The sequence below is a fragment of the Streptomyces sp. NPDC048603 genome (genome assembly GCF_043199475.1).
Classification (GTDB): Bacteria; Actinomycetota; Actinomycetes; order Streptomycetales; family Streptomycetaceae; genus Streptomyces.
This window is the reverse complement of record NZ_JBICVY010000021.1, coordinates 21,263-39,466: the sequence shown is the minus strand read 5'-3', so window position 1 is coordinate 39,466 and position 18,204 is coordinate 21,263. Positions and strand designations below refer to the sequence as shown.

Below are 18,204 nucleotides of genomic sequence, written 5' to 3'. Positions count from 1 at the left end.
GCGGCCGGCCGTCACCTGAACCGGTGAACTCCCCATGGTTCCGGGCGAGCCGGGAGAAGGGCCCTGCTGATCTCTTACGGGGGCCCGGTGTGTGCGCCGGGCCCCCGCTCCCCGGCTCCCCGCCGCCGTGCGACGAAAGGCATGCCCCGCCGTGACCCAGCCGTTCCGCCTGCCGGACTTCTATGTGCCCCATCCGGCTCGACTGAACCCCCATCTCCAGGAGGCCCGCACCCACAGCAGGCAGTGGGCGCGGGACTTCGGGATGCTGGAGGGTTCGGGCGTCTGGGAGGAGAGCGACCTCGACTCGCACGACTACGCGCTGCTCTGCTCGTACACCCACCCCGACTGCGACAGCGAGGCGCTGTCCCTGGTCACCGACTGGTACGTGTGGGTGTTCTTCTTCGACGACCACTTCCTGGAGACCTTCAAGCGCACCCAGGACCGGACCGGGGCCAAGGAGTACCTGGACCGGCTGGCCGCGTTCATGCCGATGGACCTGGCCGCAGGGTTCCCCGAGCCCACCAACCCGGTGGAGGCGGGACTCGCGGACCTGTGGGCGCGGACCGTGCCGGCCATGTCCGCCGGCTGGAGGGAACGGTTCTCCGAGAGCACCCGGAACCTCCTCCACGAGTCCATGTGGGAGCTCTCCAACATCAACATCGGCCGGGTCGCGAACCCGCTCGAGTACATCGAGATGCGCCGCAAGGTGGGCGGCGCCCCCTGGTCGGCCGGCCTGGTCGAGTACGTGTCGGCGGAGCTGCCGGCCCGGGTCGCGCACACCCGGCCGCTGCAGGTGCTCCGGGACGCCTTCTCCGACGCCGTGCACATCCGCAACGACCTCTTCTCCTACCGGCGCGAGGTCGAGGACGAGGGCGAGCTGTCCAACGCCGTCCTGGTCCTGGAGACCTTCCTGGGCTGCTCCACGCAGGAGGCCGCCGACCTCTCCAACGACCTGCTGACCTCACGGCTCCACCAGTTCGAGCACACGGCACTGGCCGAGGTGCCCGCCCTCGCCGCCGAGCACGGGCTCACCCCGCACGAGACCGCCGCCGTCCTGGCCTACACCAAGGGACTGCAGGACTGGCAGTCCGGCGGCCACGAATGGCACACGGTGTCCAGCCGGTACATGAACGAAGGGGCCCGCACCACCGCACCGCTCACCCTCCCCTTCATGCCGACCGGGCCCGGCACCGCGGCGCTGGACCCCCGCTCCCTGTTCACCCCGCGGTCCACGGCCCTGCGCCGGCGCAGCTTCACGCACGTGCCCTTCCGGAAGGTGGGGCCCTCGCTGCTGCCCGACTTCCGCCTGCCGTTCCCGCTGACCCTCAATCCGCACCTGGAGCGGGCCCGCCGGGAGACCGTCGAATGGTGCCGGCGGACGGGGATGCTGGAGCCGCAGCCCGGCGACCCCGGATCGGACATCTGGACCGAGAGCAAGGTGACCGGCTTCGACTTCGCGCTGTGCTCGGCGGGCATCGACCCGGAAGCGATCGCGGAGGACCTGTCGCTGAACGCCCAGTGGCTGGCCTGGGGCACGTACGCGGACGACTACTACCCGAAGGTCTTCGGCGCGGCGAAGGCACCGGACGCGGCCCGTGCCGCCACCGCCCGCCTGGGCTCCATGATGCCGCTCGGCCCCGGGGAGGCGCCGGAGCCGTCCACCGTGATGGAACGCGGTCTGCGGGACCTCTGGGCGCGCACCGCGACCCGCATGCGCGAGCCCGTGCGGGCCGAGTTCCGGCAGACCGTGACGGACATGCTGGACAGCTGGGTCTGGGAGATCGACAACACCTCCGTCCACCGCATCCCCGACCCGGTCGACTACGCGGAGATGCGCCGGCTGACCTTCGGCTCCGCCCTGACGATGTTCATCGCCCGGCTCGGCCACGACGGGCGGGGGCTGCCCCCGGAACTCCAGCGGAACGGGGTGATCCGCTCGCTGGAGAACGCGGCCTCGGACGTCGCCGTCATCATCAACGACCTGGTCTCGTACCAGAAGGAGATCGAGGTGGAGGGCGAGGTCCACAACCACGTCCTGGTCACCCAGAACTTCTTCGACATCGACTACCCCCGGGCAGTCGGCATCGTGGCGGACCTGATGCGGCGGCGCACCGAGGAGTTCGAGCACATCCGCGACCACCAGCTCCCCGTGCTGTGCGAGGACCTCGGCCTGGACCGGGAGGCCCGTGCCGCGGTCGACGCGTACGTCGGGGAACTGGAGGACTGGCTGGCCGGCATCCTGCACTGGCACGTGAACGTACGCCGCTACCGGGACGAGGACCTGCACCCCCGCCCCACCGGCCTGACCCCCGGAGCCTGGTCGGCCGGCTTCGGCATGTCGGCGGCGAGACTCCCCTTCGCGGCGGCGCGTCCGTCCTGACTCCCGGCCGGACATCCCAACACACCTCGTGGGCCGCCGTCTTCCCCCGCGCGGGGGAGACCTTCTCCTCGCTCGGGGGATCCGCAGGGCACGGCCCCTGCGGTTGCCTGGGTGTATGAACGAGACGTTGAAGCGCCTGCTGATCGCACCGCTGCTGAGCGGAGTGCTGACGGTGACCGGGCTGTCCGGCCCTGCCGTGGCCTCGGCTGCCGGCCCGACCTCGGACGCGGTCGCGGCCGCGGCCGGCGGTCCGCCGCCCGCCGAGGACATCCGCGCCCGGATCGGGGCCCTTCCCGGTATGCGGCTGCTGGGCGAACGGCCGGCCGCCGCCCCGGGACAGACCGTCCTGGACCTGTCCTACCGTCAGCCGGTCGACCACCGCCGCCCCGGCGGCGACTCGTTCGAGCAGCGGCTGACACTGGTCCACAAGTCCGTGCGGCGGCCGGTGGTGCTCTATTCCAGCGGCTACGACCTCGGGTCGGCGCCGCAGCGCCCGGCCGAGCCGACCGAGTTGCTGGACGCCAACCAGATCACCGTGGAGCAGCGCTTCTTCGGCACCTCCAAGCCCGCGGTGACCGACTGGTCCAAGCTGACGATCTGGCAGGCGGCGAGCGACCACCACCGCATCATCGGCGCCCTGAAGCGGGTGTACGGGGGCCCGTGGATCTCCACCGGAGGCAGCAAGGGCGGGATGACGGCCGTCTACCACCGCCGCTTCTACCCGGACGACGTGGCCGGCACCGTGGCGTACGCGGCGCCCAACAACACGGACGACCGGGACGACAGCGCCTACGACGCCGCCCTGGAGCGGGTCGGGACCGCCGAGTGCCGCGCGGCCCTGAAGACGGCCCAGCGCGAGGCGCTGATCCGGCGGGCGGCGATGACCGAGCGGTACGCGCGGTGGGCGGAGACCGGGAAGGCCGGCTTCGAGATCATCGGCGGTGTGGACCGCGCGTTCGAACTCGCCGTCCTGCGACTGCCGTTGATGTTCTGGATGCACCAGCCCGCGGGCGGCTGCGCCGCCGTGCCGACGACTGCGGCCACCGACGACGCCCTGTATGCCTGGGTGGACGGGGTGACCCGGCTGTCCGTGTACGCCGACCCGACCCTGGCGGCGTACACGCCGTACTTCCACCAGCTGGGCACCGAGCTGGGGTACCCGCACTTCGCGGCCCCGCACCTGGAGGGCCTGCTGCGGTACCCGGGCATCCAGGAGGTCCGTTCCTACGTGCCGCGGGACATCCCGTTGCGCTTCCGCCCCGCCGCGATGGCGGACGTGGACCGCTGGGTCCGCCACCGGGGCGGCTCGCTGATGTTCGTCAACGGCGAGAACGACGTGGCGGTGGCGGAGCCCTTCCGGCTGGGCCGGGGCACCCGTGACTCGTACGTCTTCACCGTGCCGGAGGCCAACCACCACCTCTCCATACGCAGCCTGCCGCCGGCCGACGCCGCCCGGGCCACCGACGCCCTGCGCCGCTGGGCCGGCACAGGACGGGGTTAGCCCGGAAGGGGACGGGGTTGGCCCGGGACGGGACGGCGCCGGACACGATGGCTCAGGATGCCCCCGCGGAGGGGCCGGTCCAGTCCGCCGGGACGTGGCCGAGGCGGACGCGCTGGGGGTGGTCGCCGACGGGGACGGAGACGCGCTTGGCGCCGGTGGCGAAGTCGATGGCGGTCACCCGGTCGGTGCCGCTCTCGGAGATCACGCAGGCGGTGCCGTCCCCGTTGACGGTCGCCCAGTACGGCTTGGACGCCGGGACCAGCGGCCCCTCGGTCAGGGTGGCCCGGTCGACCACCGTGACGTAGTCGTCCATGGTCCCGGCGATGCACAGCTTGGCGCCGTCGGGACTCATGGACATGCCGTGGTGGCGGGAGTCGTTGACCCAGGTGGTGCGGTCGCCGCTGGTGGCCGGGTTCTTCGGGAGGGTCTTGATGCGGGTGATGCGGTCGGCGGCGACGTCGTACTCCACGAAACCGTTGAAGAACGACACCTGGAAGTACAGCGTGGACTCGTCGGGGGTGAAGGCGTTGGGCCGGATCGAGTCGGACAGGTCGGAGCGGCCCGCCGCGTCCAGCCGTTCGCGCATGTCGACGACCTTGACGGTGCGGAAGGTCTGCGCGTCCACCACCGTGAACTTACGGTCGCCCTTCGTCCAGTCCAGCCAGGGCGCGTCCAGGGCGGTGTTGACCTCGCCGATCGAGGCGTTCCAGATCAGCCGTCCGTCGCGGGAGAAGGAGTTCTCGTGCGGCTTGTCACCGGTGGCGAAGGAACCGATCTGGCGGCCGCTGGTGATGTCCAGCACGTGCACGGTGTTGGCGGTGGAGGCCGATACCGCGACCCGGGTGCCGTCCGGGGAGACCGCCATGTGGTCCGCGCGGTATCCCGAGACCGGGAAGCGCCAGTTGATCCGGCCGGAGGCCAGGTCGATGGAGACCACGTCGGCGAAGGAGGGCCGGGAGACGACCACCGCCGAACCGTCCGGGGTGGTGTACATGTCGTCGGCGAACTGGTCGTGGCCCTCGCCCGCGGTGGTGCGGATGCCCAGGAAGTAGGCGAGCTTGACGGGGTTGAGGTGGATCTCCCGGAGCCGCTCGGCCTTGTCTGGGATCACGTTGATCCGGCCGATCCTGGCCATGCCGCCGGTGGCGGCGAGCACGTCGGCGGTGCCGTCCCAGTTGTTGCCCACGAACAGCACCTGGCGGAGCCCGGCCGGCCCGGTGTCCGGTGCGGCGTCCGTCGGAGTGTCGGCCGCCGCCGGGGCGAGGGCGGTGAGCAGGGCGGCCGCGGTCAGCGCACAGACGGCGCGCAGCGGGCGGGGGCGTCGCAGCATCCGGTCAACTCCGTTGGGGGGAAGGAGTGTTACCGGCCGGTAAAAGTAGACGGCATGCGAAAAGGGCGCAAGCCCTTCGGCTGCGCCCTTCGTGGGGTTCGGGGATCGTCCGCGCGTGCGGTCATCCCCGTGCGGTCATCCGCGTGCGGTCATCCCGCGCGTGGTGGTCTCCGTGCGTGGTTGCCCCGTCACGCCTCGTCCCGCCAGGGGGCGGCGCCCATGCGTCCGGGCGCCGGCTCGGGGAACTCGCGGTGGATCGGGGTGTGCGCGCCGGTCAGGGCGATCCCGCTGCCGCCGCGCCGGTTGGCGACGATCTCGGCGGCGATGGAGATCGCGGTCTCTTCGGAGGTACGGGCGCCGAGGTCCAGCCCTATCGGGGAGCGCAGCCGGCCGAGCTCCAGGTCCGTGACTCCGGCGTCGAGGAGCCGCCTGTTGCGGTCCTCGTGGGTCCGCCGGGAGCCCATGGCGCCGATGTAGGCGACCGGGAGGCGGAGGGCGAGCCGGAGCAGCGGGACGTCGAACTTGGCGTCGTGGGTGAGCACGCAGAGCACGGTCCGGCCGTCCACCTCGGTGGACTCCAGGTAGCGGTGCGGCCACTCCACGACGATCTCGTCGGCCTCGGGGAAGCGGGCCTTGGTCGCGAACACCGGGCGGGCGTCGCACAGCGTGACGTGGTAGCCGAGGAACTTGCCGACCTTCACGAGGGCGGAGGCGAAGTCGATGGCACCGAAGACGATCATGCGCGGGGCCGGGACGCTGGACTCGATCAGCACCTTCAGCGGCTCTCCGCAGAACCGGCCGTCCGCACCGATGTCGAGCACGCCGTTCCGGCCGGCGTCCAGCATGGCGCGGGCCTCGGCGGCGATGGTGCGGTCCAGTTCGGGGTGTCCGCCGAAGCCGCCCTCGTGGGCTCCTTCGGGGCGGACCAGGACCGGGCGGCCCATGAGCTCGGCCGGGCCGGACGCGATCCGCGCCATGGCGGCCGGCGAACCGGCCGCCGCGGCGGCTATCGCGGTCTCCAGGACGGCCCGCTGCGGGCCGTCGGCGAGGACCGGCGTGACCAGGATGTCGATGATGCCGCCGCAGGTCAGGCCCACGGCGAAGGCATCGTCGTCGCTGTACCCGAAGCGCTCCAGGACGGTTTCGCCGTCCTCGATCGCCTGCCGGCACAGCTCGTACACCGCGCCCTCCACGCATCCGCCGGAAACCGAGCCGATGGCCGTGCCGTCACGATCGACGGCGAGGGCCGCGCCGACTTCCCGGGGCGCGCTTCCGCTGATCGCCACCACGGTGGCGACTGCGAAGTCGCGTCCCTGCTCGACCCACCGGTTCAGCTCTTCGGCGATGTCCAGCATGTCGGCTCCTCTGAGTTTCGGTTCCAGTATCGGACGCGCGGAGGGTTCACGCGTTATGGATCAGGCTCAGGCGACGCCGAGCCAGTGCTCGATCGGGTTCAGGGCGAAGAAGACCAGGAAGATGGCGGTCAGCGCCCACATGAAGGCACCGATCTCCCGGGCCTTGCCCTGCGCCACCTTGATCGCGACCCAGGCGATCACACCGGCGGCCACGCCGGCCGTGATCGAGTAGGTGAACGGCATGATCACGACGGTCAGGAAGACCGGGATCGCGGTCGCGGCGTCGGCCCAGTCCACGTGGCGGGCGTTCTGCATCATCATCGCGCCGATGACGACCAGGGCCGCGGAGGCGACCTCACCCGGGACCACCTGGGTGATCGGGGTGAAGAAGAGGCAGGCGGCGAAGAAGAGGCCGGTGACGACGGAGGCGAGACCGGTACGAGCACCCTCGCCGACACCCGTGGCCGACTCGACGAACACGGTCTGGCCGGAGCCACCCGCGACACCACCGATGGCACCGCCGGCGCCGTCGATGAACAGCGCCTTGGACAGGCCCGGCATGCGGCCCTTGTCGTCGGCGAGCTTGGCCTCGGTGCCGACACCGATGATGGTGGCCATCGCGTCGAAGAAGCCGGCGAGCACCAGGGTGAAGACGATCATGCCGACGGTCATGTAGCCGACGTCGCCCCAGCCGCCGAAGCTGACGTCACCGAAGAGCGAGAAGTCGGGCAGCGAGACGGCGGAACCGTTGAGGACCGGCGGGCCGTTCTTCCACGCCTTGTCGTCGATGTCGACGATGGCGTTCAGGATGGCGGCGAGGATGGTTCCGCCCACGATGCCGATCAGGATCGCGCCGGGGACCTTGCGGGCCTGCAGCATGAAGATGGCGAGCAGGGTCACGCAGAAGAGCAGGACGGGCCAGCCGGACAGCTCACCGACGGCACCGAGCTGGACCGGGGGACCGAACTCCGGGCCGCGGCCGACGAAGCCGCCCTTGACCAGGCCGATGATGGCGACGAACAGGCCGATGCCCATGGTGATGGCGTGCTTGAGCGCGAGGGGGATCGCGTTCATGATCATCTCACGGAGGCCGGTGACCACCAGGAGACAGATCACGACACCGTAGAGCACACACATGCCCATGGCCTGGGGCCAGGTCATCTGGGGGGCGACCTGCGAGGCCAGCACACCCGAGACCGAGAGGCCGGCGGCGAGGGCGAGCGGCACCTTGCCAACGAAGCCCATGAGGAGCGTGGTCACGGCGGCCGCGAAGGCGGTGGCCGTGATGAGAGCCTTCTGGCTCATGGTGTCTCCGGCGACGTCCTTGCCGGAGAGCAGCAGGGGGTTGAGCAGAAGGATGTACGCCATGGCCATGAAGGTCGTGATACCGCCACGAACCTCATTGCCGACGTTGGATCCTCTGTGGGTGATGTGAAAGTACCGGTCGAGCCAAGACTTACCGGAGGGCTGACGCGAGCCCTCGGCCGCATCTTCCGCGGTGGTCTTGGGCTCCACAGACGACTGGGTCATGGTGCCTAACTCCCAAGGTTCATAGGGGCACCCGCATGGGGGCTTTCGGGGTTACTGCGGGATTTGGGATGAAACGTTTGGCCGCACGACCCGGGGGACGGCCCGAGACGAAGCGTTCAGTTACTACTGGCACTGCTGGTTCTGCTGGTTCTGCTGGTACTTCTGGTACGGCAGGGTGAAGCGGTCCGCGAGCGGCGGGACTTCGTACTCCGGGCGGTGTGACCGTGAAGTGTGACGTTCCCTGTCACACCGCCCGGAGAGCTTTTCGGTCCTAGAGGGTGCCGGTCAGGGCCTCAGGACGGATAGGCGTCTTGTTGAGCTCCAGACCTGTCGCCTGCCGGATCGCCGCGAGGACGGCCGGGGTGGACGACAGGGTGGGGGCCTCACCGAGACCGCGCAGACCGTAGGGCGCGTTCGGATCGGCGAGTTCCAGGACATCGACCGGGATGGTCGGGGTGTCGAGGATGGTCGGGATCAGGTAGTCCGTGAAGGAGGGGTTTCGCACCTTCGCGGTCTTGGGATCCACGATGATCTCTTCCATGACGGCCACACCGAGACCCTGGGTGGTACCACCCTGGATCTGGCCGACCACGGAAAGCATGTTGAGCGCCTTGCCGACGTCCTGAGCTGTGGCCAGTTCGACGACCTTGACGAGGCCGAGGTCCGTGTCCACTTCGACGACGGCTCGGTGCGCGGCGAAAGTGTACTGGACGTGGCCGTCGCCCTGGCCCGTGACCAGGTCGAACGGGACGGTCGGGCGGTGGCGGAACTCGAGTTCAAGGTCGATCGCCTCGTCCCCGAGGACATCGGCGATGTCCGCGAGGACCTCGCCGCCGTCGGTAACGATCTTGCCGCCTTCGAGGAGCAGCTCCGCGTGGGCCCACGCCGGGTGGTACGAGCCGTTCTTGCGGCGGCCCATCTCCAGCAGTGCCTCACGGACGGCCTCGCAGGTGTTCTTCACGGCGCCACCGGTCATGTACGTCTGCCGGGAGGCGGACGTGGAACCGGCGGAGCCGACCTGCGTGTCGGCCGGGTGGATGGTCACCTGGGTGACGCCGAGCTCCGTACGGGCGATCTGGGCGTGCACGGTGACACCGCCCTGGCCGACCTCCGCCATGGCCGTGTGGACCATCGCGACGGGCTCGCCGCCTATGACCTCCAGGCGCACGCGGGCGGTGGAGTAGTCGTCGAAGCCCTCGGAGAAGCCGACGTTCTTGATGCCGACCGCGTAGCCGACGCCGCGGACGACGCCCTCGCCGTGGGTGGTGTTCGACAGACCGCCCGGCAGCGCGCGGAGGTCCGCGGCCTGGCCGGCGGTCTCCCACTGGCGCTCGGGCGGCAGCGGGCGGGCCTTGACCCGGCGCAGCAGCTCGGCGACCGGGGCCGGGGAGTCCACGACCTGGCCGGTGGGCATGATCGTGCCCTGCTCCATGGCGTTGAGCTGCCGGAACTCGACCGGGTCCATGCCCAGCTTCTCCGCGAGCTTGTCCATCTGGGCCTCGTAGGCGAAGCAGGCCTGGACGGCGCCGAAGCCGCGCATGGCACCACACGGCGGGTTGTTCGTGTAGAGGGCGATGGCCTCGATGTCCACGTTGTCGACGACGTACGGGCCCACCGAGAGGGAGGACGCGTTGCCGACGACGGCCGGGGAGGCGGAGGCGTACGCACCACCGTCGAGCACGATCCGGCACTTCATGTGCGTGATCTTGCCGTCCTTGGTGGCGCCGTGCTCGTACCGGAGCTTCGCCGGGTGGCGGTGCACGTGGCCGAAGAACGACTCGAACCGGTTGTAGACCATCTTGACCGGCTTGTTGGTGGCCAGGGCCAGGAGGCACGCGTGGATCTGCATCGAGATGTCCTCGCGGCCGCCGAAGGCACCGCCGACGCCGGACAGCGTCATGCGGACCTTCTCCTCGGGCAGGCCGAGGACCGGGGCGATCTGGCGGAGGTCCGAGTGCAGCCACTGGGTGGCCACGTAGAGGTCGACACCGCCGTCCTCGCCCGGAACGGCCAGGCCGGACTCCGGGCCGAGGAAGGCCTGGTCCTGCATGCCGAAGGTGTACTCGCCGGTGACGATGACGTCGGCCTTCTTGGCCGCCTCGGCCGCGTCGCCGCGGATGATCGGCTGGCGGTGCACGATGTTCTGGTGCGGGACGTGGCCGGCGTGGTGGTCGTTCCGGTCCGGGTGGATCAGGACCGCGTCCTCGGCCAGAGCGGTCGCCTCGTCGGTGACGAGCGGGAGCTCCTTGAAGTCGATCTTGATCTTGGCCGCGGCACGGCGGGCGGTCTCCGGGTGGTCGGCCGCCACGAGGGCGATCGGCTCACCGTGGTGACGTACCCGGCCGTCGGCCAGGACGGGGGTGTCCTGGATCTCGAGGCCGTAGTTCTTCGTCTCGGTCGGCAGGTCCGCGTACGTGAGCACGGAGTACACGCCGGGCACGGCCAGCGCCTCGGAGATGTCGATGCTCTCGATCTCCGCGTGGGCGACGGGGCTGCGCAGGGTCTGGCCCCACAGCATGTCCTCGTGCCACATGTCCGAGGAGTACGCGAACTCACCGGTGACCTTGAGGGTGCCGTCCGGGCGGAGCGTGGACTCGCCGATGCCGCCCTTGGTCTTCTGGGTGACGTTCGTCGGCGTACCGGAAGGTGCGTGACGGGTGGGCTGAGCCATGATCACACCCCCTCTTCCTGCCGGGCGGCCGCCAGGCGCACCGCGTCGAGGATCTTCTCGTAGCCCGTGCAGCGGCAGAGGTTGCCGGAGAGGGCCTCACGAATGTCCTGGTCGGACGGGGACGGGTTGCTCTCGAGCAGCGCGTCGGCCTGGACCAGGAGGCCCGGGGTGCAGAAACCGCACTGGACGGCGCCGGCGTCGATGAACGCCTGCTGGATGCCGGAGAGCTCCGCGCCCTCACCGGTCCGGGAGTCGGTGCCCCGGGCGGACCACCGCCTGGCCTCGTCCATGGTGACGCCGCCCTTGCCGCCGGTGCACGCGCCGGTCCCGCAGGCGTGGCCGTGCTCCTCGCGCTGCTTGGCGAAGTCGGCCAGACCCTCGACGGTCACGACGTCGCGGCCCTCGACCTGGCCGGCGGCGACCAGACACGAACAGACCGGCACGCCGTCGAGACGGACCGTGCAGGAACCGCATTCGCCCTGCTCACAGGCGTTCTTCGAACCGGGAAGACCCAGGCGCTCACGCAGGACGTAGAGGAGGGACTCGCCCTCCCAGACATCGTCTGCTTCCTGCGGGCGACCGTTGACGGTGAAATTGACGCGCATGGTTATGCAGCCCCTTCGAGCGGGCGGCCGTTCGTGCCGCGGTACTGCTCCCACGTCCAGACCAGCTGACGGCGGGCAAGAATGCCAACCGCGTGGCGGCGGTACGCCGCCGTGCCACGGACGTCGTCGATCGGGTTGCACGCGGCGGACGCGAGCTGACCGAACTGCTTGGCGATCGAGGGCGTGATGACCTTGCCGCTGTCCCAGAAGCCGCCCTCTTCGAGCGCGGCGTTCAGGAACTCCTCGGCGGCCTCAGCGCGGACCGGGGTGGGCGCGGCAGAGCCGATGCCCGTGCGTACGGTGCGGGTGTCGGGGTGCAGCGCCAGGCCGAAGCCGCAGACCGCGATGACCATCGCGTTGCGGGTGCCGACCTTGGAGTACTGCTGGGGACCGGTGGCGTTCTTGATGTGCACCGTCTTGATGAGCTCGTCGGCGGCGAGCGCGTTGCGCTTCACGCCGGTGTAGAACTCGTCGATCGGGATCAGCCGGGAGCCGCGGACGGACTCGACCTCGACCTCGGCGCCGGCGGCGAGGAGGGCGGGGTGGGAGTCACCGGCCGGCGAGGCGCAACCGAGGTTGCCGCCGACGCCGCCGCGGTTGCGGATCTGGGGGGACGCGACCGTGTGCGAGGCGAGAGCGAGACCCGGCAGGGTGCCGCGCAGGTTCTCCATGATCTGGGTGTACGGGACGGACGCACCCAGCCGGGTGACCTTCTCGCCCACCTCCCACTCCCGCAGCAGCCCGATGCGGTTGAGGTCCAGCAGGTACTCCGGCCGACGGTGGTCGAAATTGATCTCGACCATGATGTCGGTGCCACCCGCAATCGGCACAGCCGTGGGGTGCTCGGCCTTGACGGCGAGCGCCTCCTCCCAGCTGGCGGGGCGAAGGAAGTCCATGTGCGGCCCTCTTCTTTGCGTGGATGGATCATTTCAAGCCAGGAGTCCCGGGTCCTCAGCCGGTCGTTCACGTGTTGTTAATGCGGTGTGGAGCCAGTACACAAGCCGCGCGTCCCCCGGGTGCAGTCACCGAAACCATGAAGCAGTTGGCTGACGACCTCGTTCGTCTTGTAGATTCGTATGAAAGGCAGGATGCGACGACCTGCCCGATTTTCAACGGCAACATCGAGACAGATCGGCGGCGACATCATGCGGCTGCGCGCACTGCTGGAGACCGAGGCGCTGGGGCTGCGGCTGCTGGGCGGCGAGGAAGAACTCGACCGTACGGTCCGCGGGGTCATGACGACGGACCTGAGAGATCCCAGCCGATACCTCTCCGGAGGAGAACTTGTCCTGACCGGACTGGCCTGGAGACGAAATTCAGCCGACTCCGAGCCCTTCGTACGAATCCTCGCCTCCGCCGGAGTGGCCGGGCTCGCGGCGGGCGAGGCCGAACTCGCGGACATCCCCGACGATCTCGTTTCGGCCTGCGTGCGGAACCGTCTTCCGCTGTTCGCCGTGAACGAGAACGTTGCATTCGCCACGATCACCGAGTACGTGGTGAGGCAGGTTTCGGGGGAGCGCGCGGGCGATCTCGCGGCCGTCGTCGACCGCCACCGCCGGCTCATGACCTCGGGTCCCGCGGGCGGCGGACCGGATGTGGTGTTGGATCTGCTCACCACGGACCTCGATCTGCGTGCATGGGTGCTCTCCCCCACGGGCAGGCAGATCGCCGGGGCCGGAGAGCCGCTCACGCCGGGTGTCTGCGCGGCGTTGGCGAGCGAGCACATGGCGGCGGTCCGGACCGGCCGCCGGGGCCCGCACCGGATCTCTCTCCAGGGTATTACCTACTCCCTCTTCCCGATCAGGGGTGTGGGCCGCACCACCGCGCCGGGCGCCCGTGACGTGCGCGAAAGCGTGCTCTCGGACTGGCTGCTGGCCGTCGAGGCCGACGCCGGCGACTGGCCCGCCGAGCGCCTGGACCTGCTGCAGGGCGTCACCCAGCTGATCGCGGTCGAACGGGACCGCCGGGACGCGGCCCGCACGGTGCGCCGCCGGCTGGCCCAGGAGGTGCTGGAGCTGGTCCAGACGGGGGCGCCGCCCGCCGAGATCGCCGCGCGCCTGCGCGTCGCGGCCCCGGTGCTGCTGCCGGGCCTGGGCACGGCCCCCCACTGGCAGGTCGTGGTGGCCCGGGTGGACTGGGAGGGCGGGGACATCCCCGGCGGCCCGGTGGCCCAGTCCCTGCTGGAAGAGATTTTGGTCGACCCGTCCGTCTCCGGCCCGGAGCCCTCCGACCGGATCGCCGTGGCCCACGCCGGTGACGAGGCCATCGCCCTGGTCCCGCTGCCCGCCCCGGCGGCCGACGCGGGCGCCGGCGTCGGCACCGGCCTCGGCGGGGAGGAGCGCGGCCCGGACAACGCCCTGCACGCCGACGCGCTGCTGGCGGCCGTACGGGAGCCGCTGGCGGCCGGTCTGGCCGAGGACGGGCGGCTCACCCTCGGTGTCAGCGCGGCCGTGCACTCCGCTGAGGGCCTGCGCGGGGCGCTGGAGGAGGCCCGGCACGCCCGCCGGGTCGCCGCGGCCCGTCCCGGGCGGGTCTGCGCCGCCGGGCACCACGAGCTGGCCTCGCACGTGCTGCTGCTGCCGTTCGTGCCGGACGACGTCCGGCGCGCCTTCACGGCGCGGCTGCTGGACCCGCTGCGGGACTACGACCGGCGGCACCGGGCGGAGCTCATCCCGACCCTGGAGGCGTTCCTGGACTGCGACGGGTCGTGGACCCGCTGTGCGACGCGGCTGCACCTGCACGTCAACACGCTGCGTTACCGGGTCGGGCGAATCGAGCAGTTGACGGCCCGGGACCTGTCCCGGCTGGAGGACAAGCTGGACTTCTTCCTCGCACTGCGGATGAGCTGAGGCGATGCCTCTGGGGCCCGCCCGCAACCCGCGGGCCCCCGGCTGATGAGGTGTCCGAACTTTGTGAAAGAGTTCACCCGACCCCTTGGCCGATCACGCAGATTCGTGCTGTCATTTCGCCCCAGGGCTCAATGACGACGTGATGACGACATGCTGCTCGGTTGCTTGGGGAGGGCAATGTGGCGGATACCGCCATGTCGGGTGCAGGGTCCACCGGGGGCGACGACCCCCTCCAGCGGGCGATATGGCGGCTCAGATCGCGCGGCTGCTGGACCGACGCGGCGGCGCTGCTGACCGCCCGCGCGGACGACGCCGGGGCCGCGGTGCAGCGCACCGCGCTGCTGGTGGAGCGCTGTCTGTTCACCGGCGTGGGCTGGGCCGAGGCGGAGGACGCCCTGCGCACCGCGGAGGCCGTGGCCTCGGACGACGACCAGCGGGGCGCCGCCGCGTGCGAGCGCGGGCAGCTGGCGTACGCGGCGACGGTGCTGGGCGTCCGGGACCGGTCGGACGAGGCCCGCTCGGCGCTGGGGCGGGCGGCGGCACTGCTGTCGCCCTCGTCCCGTACGAGGCCACTGCTGGACTTCCGCCGCGGGCTCGTGGCGGAACACCTCGCGGACTCGCCACAGGCCGCCAGGCCGGCCTACCGGAGGGCGCACGCCGCCGCCGCGGCGGGTGGCGACACGCTGCTGCTGTCGTTCACCTGGCGGCAGCTGGCGGGGCTGGCGCTGCGGGACGGGGAGCTGGCGGAGGCCCGGCACGGCTTCGCCGAGTCGCTCCGCATCCGCGAGGAGCTGGGCTTCCTGGTGGGCACGGCGCCGGCGCTGGCGGCGCTGGCCGACGCGGAACCGGAGCCGGAGGCTGCGCGGCTGCGGGCGGAGGCGCGCCGCCTGTTCCATCTCCTGGGCGGCATCCCGACCTGGCTGGCGGACCACCTCCAACCGTCCCCGGCCACCTGACGCCCCGGCTCGGCCGAGGTGTGGGCAGGCGTTCCGCAGGACGGAACGCCTGCCCACACGGCGCGGGCCGCGGCTCCGTGGAGGGGCGGCGCAGGGCTTGGGGTCAGGCGCCTGCGAAGTGTTCGCGGACCAGTGCCTCGACCGTTCCGACCTCGCCGGCGACCAGCGCCTCCAGCAAGGCCGAGTGCTCGGCCGCATCCGCCACCAGATCGGCCCGCCGCAGCCGCGGCACACCTGCCGACGGCCACTGTGCCCGCCGGTGCAGGTCGTCCGCGACCTGGAGCAGCTGCCCGTTGCCCGACAGGGACAGCACCGCCCGGTGGAACGCGCGGTCCGCCTCCGCGTACCCCGCGAGATCGCCGGACGCCGCCGCCTCACCCGTCGCGGCCGCGGCGGGCCGCAGGGACTCCCACGCCTCCGGCGGGACCGTACGGGCCAGCCGCAGCATGACCGGAACCTCCAGCAGGGCCCGTACCTCGGCCAGCTCCGCCAGCTCCCGCGGGGTCCGGACGACCACCCGGAAGCCGCGGTTCGGCAGGCATTCCACCGCGCCCTCCATCGCCAGCTGCTGCATGGCCTCGCGGACCGGTGTCGCCGAGACCCCGAACCGCTCGCCCAGGGCCGGCCCGGAGTAGATCTCCCCCGGCACCAGCTCGCCCTCCAGCAGTGCGGCGCGCAGCGCGTCGAGGACCTGTCCCCGGACGAAATGGCGCGCCACCTTGGGGCCCGGCTGCCGGGGCCGGGGCAGCCGCGCCTGAGCCGCGTCGTGCATCCGGTCCTCCTGGCTGGTCTGGGGTCCGTCAGAGGATAGGCGGAGCGGAGGTGACAGAAAAGGCAGGCCAGGGGGGTGGGCGCGCACCGGATTCAGGTAAGGGCACCCTTAGGGCACTCTGGTTCCAGGGTGGGGTGTGGCGCTCGCCGCCGGCCCCGGGCCGTGCCTGGCGGCGAGGCGCGCCCGCCCAATCCGCCCGTTCGAGTGCCTTCGATTCGAACTCGAATTCCCTTGATCGGGCGTGAGTTCGACCCACAACACCCTATCCGGAGGGCGCCAGACCTCATCAGTGTCCTCTTGCCCCGAAACCCGCGTGCGCCCCGGCCGGCTTCCGCCACTATGGCGCGCGAAAAGCCGATGGGCGCGACGCGACTGTAGGGACACCGGATGAGACTGACCGACATATCGCTGGACTGGCTGCTTCCCGGCAGCCTGTTGATCCTGGGCGTTCTTGCGGCAGTGGCGGTGGTGGCCCGGGGCAAGCGCGAAGGCGACAAGGCGGCGGACGACAGCTGGGAGCGGAGCGAGGAGCGCCGGCGGCGCAAGGAGGCCATCTACGGCATCGCCTCGTACGTCCTGCTGTTCTGCTGCGCGGCCGTGGCCGCCGCGCTCTCCTTCCACGGGCTGGTCGGCTTCGGCCGGCAGAACCTGAACCTGTCCGGGGGCTGGGAGTACCTGGTTCCCTTCGGGCTCGACGGGGCCGCCATGTTCTGCTCGGTGCTCGCCGTGCGGGAGGCCAGCCACGGCGACGCCGCCTTCGGTTCCCGGCTGCTGGTGTGGACCTTCGCGGGGGCCGCCGCCTGGTTCAACTGGGTCCACGCGCCGCGGGGGATCGGCCATGCCGGAGCACCGCACTTCTTCGCCGGCATGTCCCTCTCGGCGGCCGTCCTGTTCGACCGCGCGCTCAAGCAGACCCGCCGGGCCGCGCTCCGCGAACAGGGTCTGGTGCCCCGCCCGTTGCCGCAGATCCGGATCGTCCGCTGGCTGCGGGCCCCCCGGGAGACCTTCGGCGCCTGGTCGCTGATGCTGCTGGAGGGCGTACGCACGCTGGACGAGGCGGTGGACGAGGTCCGCGAGGACAAGCGGGAGAAGGAGCAGGAGCGGCTCCGCAGGCGCGAGCAGCAGCGCCGGGAACGTGCCCACATAAGGGCACTGGGCCGCCAGAACCGGGCCTTCGGCCTGCCGCGGGCACGCGGCAGGCAGGTGGAGGTACCGGGTCTCGCCTCGGGGTCTGGCTCCGCGCCGGTCGGCGCGGAGCCCGCCATAGCGGAAGCGGAGCAGCTGCCCGTTCTCCGCAGGCCCTCCCTGCAGGCCGTTCACGGCCACGAGGCGGGTGAGGCCCGCACCGTGGACCTCACCGCCGAGGACGACACCCAGACGATCCCCCGGCTCGACTCCCTGGAGCGGAAACTGAAGGACCTGGAGCAGCAGTTCGGCTGAGCGGCCCCGGGGTCAGACGGACACGGTCCCGGGTTCGCCCGGGTCCAGTTCGAACCAGACCACCTTGCCGCCGTGCACGGGGTCGACGCCCCACGCGTCGGCCAGCGCCTGCACCAGCATCAGCCCCCGGCCGTGCGTACCGTCGTCGGCGATCGGTACGTACGGCCGGGGTTTGCGTGCGGCGCCGTCCCGGACCTCCACCCGCAACCGGGTGTCGGCGAACCGTAGGCTGACCTCGGCCCCGTGGTCCGTGTGGACCAGCGCATTGGTCACCAGCTCCGTCGCCAGCAGCTCCGCCACGTCCGCGGTGTCCGCCCGGCAGCGGTACCGCAACATCTCCCGGAGGTCCCTGCGGACCTCACCGACCGCCTTCAGATCCGCCCGGCGCACCGTCCGCGTGATCTCGGTCCTCGCCCCCGCCCGCACGGCGATCTACCTCCCGTGTCGCGTCGTCCCGTATCTCTTCGAACTGGTCTACGGGATGCATGCCCCCGGGACGTAGCCACACTCCTCCAGGCCTGTAACAGAGTTACGGACGCGGGATGCCGAGACAGACCGGATCAAGCCATCCGGAGCCTCCGGCCCACCCCGCCCGCCGACCCGGTCCCACTGGCGGAAAGCGCGAAGCCGGTCGCTGTTTCAACGCCGATCTTCGGTGGAAAGGACAGCGGGCGGGGATCGGCGACCGCATCCGGCAGGGCCGTCCCGGTGGCCGGAACACGCCCTGTGGAGCCCCCTGAGCTGCTCGTGCTCCTCCGCTCCGGCCCCGCCGTCGCCGGCGGCGCGGCCGATCCACGGCGAAATTCAGGCCGCGG

13 protein-coding genes are annotated in these 18,204 nt (G+C 71.2%); 5 read left to right on the top strand and 8 right to left on the bottom strand.

Annotated features, from left to right (window positions below; genetic code table 11):
* Nucleotides 1-151 precede the first annotated feature (151 nt).
* Together ACGFQ9_RS35765 and ACGFQ9_RS35760 are read left to right on the top strand one after the other, a co-directional pair.
* A complete protein-coding gene (locus ACGFQ9_RS35765) occupies nucleotides 152-2,380 on the top strand; it encodes a germacradienol/geosmin synthase (protein ID WP_393579804.1) in 2,229 nt (742 codons plus the stop codon).
* A gap of 115 nt (nucleotides 2,381-2,495) precedes the next feature.
* Nucleotides 2,496-3,881: a S28 family serine protease gene (locus tag ACGFQ9_RS35760; RefSeq protein ID WP_393579802.1), complete on the top strand. Its 1,386-nt coding sequence runs from the start codon at nucleotides 2,496-2,498 to the stop codon at nucleotides 3,879-3,881.
* A 52-nt stretch (nucleotides 3,882-3,933) separates the two neighbouring features.
* Here the strand turns inward: ACGFQ9_RS35760 and ACGFQ9_RS35755 are convergent, their stop codons facing one another.
* The 6 genes from ACGFQ9_RS35755 to ACGFQ9_RS35730 form a co-directional block, all read right to left on the bottom strand.
* Nucleotides 3,934-5,211, bottom strand: a complete 1,278-nt coding sequence (locus ACGFQ9_RS35755; RefSeq protein WP_393579801.1) for a YncE family protein — start codon at nucleotides 5,209-5,211, stop codon at nucleotides 3,934-3,936.
* 188 nt (nucleotides 5,212-5,399) lie between these two features.
* Entirely contained in the window at nucleotides 5,400-6,566 is a 1,167-nt protein-coding gene (locus ACGFQ9_RS35750) for an XdhC family protein (protein WP_393579799.1), read from the bottom strand.
* Between the two features lie 66 nt (nucleotides 6,567-6,632).
* Nucleotides 6,633-8,096: an NCS2 family permease gene (locus tag ACGFQ9_RS35745; protein ID WP_393579797.1), complete on the bottom strand. Its 1,464-nt coding sequence runs from the start codon at nucleotides 8,094-8,096 to the stop codon at nucleotides 6,633-6,635.
* A 271-nt stretch (nucleotides 8,097-8,367) separates the two neighbouring features.
* Complete coding sequence (locus ACGFQ9_RS35740) at nucleotides 8,368-10,767, bottom strand: xanthine dehydrogenase family protein molybdopterin-binding subunit (protein WP_393579795.1); 2,400 nt, start codon at nucleotides 10,765-10,767, stop codon at nucleotides 8,368-8,370.
* 2 nt (nucleotides 10,768-10,769) lie between these two features.
* Entirely contained in the window at nucleotides 10,770-11,372 is a 603-nt protein-coding gene (locus ACGFQ9_RS35735; RefSeq protein WP_393579793.1) for a (2Fe-2S)-binding protein, read from the bottom strand.
* 2 nt (nucleotides 11,373-11,374) lie between these two features.
* On the bottom strand, nucleotides 11,375-12,268 hold the full coding sequence (locus tag ACGFQ9_RS35730) for an FAD binding domain-containing protein (protein ID WP_393579791.1): 894 nt from the start codon (nucleotides 12,266-12,268) through the stop codon (nucleotides 11,375-11,377).
* Between the two features lie 249 nt (nucleotides 12,269-12,517).
* On the opposite strand from ACGFQ9_RS35730, the gene ACGFQ9_RS35725 reads away from it, so the two are divergent.
* Both ACGFQ9_RS35725 and ACGFQ9_RS35720 read left to right on the top strand, forming a co-directional pair.
* On the top strand, nucleotides 12,518-14,221 hold the full coding sequence (locus ACGFQ9_RS35725) for a PucR family transcriptional regulator (protein ID WP_393579789.1): 1,704 nt from the start codon (nucleotides 12,518-12,520) through the stop codon (nucleotides 14,219-14,221).
* 194 nt (nucleotides 14,222-14,415) lie between these two features.
* Nucleotides 14,416-15,177, top strand: a complete 762-nt coding sequence (locus ACGFQ9_RS35720; RefSeq protein ID WP_393579788.1) for a hypothetical protein — start codon at nucleotides 14,416-14,418, stop codon at nucleotides 15,175-15,177.
* A 103-nt stretch (nucleotides 15,178-15,280) separates the two neighbouring features.
* Here ACGFQ9_RS35720 and ACGFQ9_RS35715 read toward each other — a convergent pair whose 3' ends face one another.
* Complete coding sequence (locus ACGFQ9_RS35715; RefSeq protein WP_393579786.1) at nucleotides 15,281-15,949, bottom strand: GntR family transcriptional regulator; 669 nt, start codon at nucleotides 15,947-15,949, stop codon at nucleotides 15,281-15,283.
* A gap of 387 nt (nucleotides 15,950-16,336) precedes the next feature.
* On the opposite strand from ACGFQ9_RS35715, the gene ACGFQ9_RS35710 reads away from it, so the two are divergent.
* A complete protein-coding gene (locus tag ACGFQ9_RS35710; protein ID WP_393579785.1) occupies nucleotides 16,337-17,389 on the top strand; it encodes a DUF2637 domain-containing protein in 1,053 nt (350 codons plus the stop codon).
* A gap of 12 nt (nucleotides 17,390-17,401) precedes the next feature.
* Here the strand turns inward: ACGFQ9_RS35710 and ACGFQ9_RS35705 are convergent, their stop codons facing one another.
* Nucleotides 17,402-17,779 (bottom strand): ATP-binding protein, encoded by a 378-nt coding sequence (locus ACGFQ9_RS35705; RefSeq protein ID WP_393579783.1) that lies wholly within the window; start codon nucleotides 17,777-17,779, stop codon nucleotides 17,402-17,404.
* Nucleotides 17,780-18,204 lie beyond the last annotated feature (425 nt).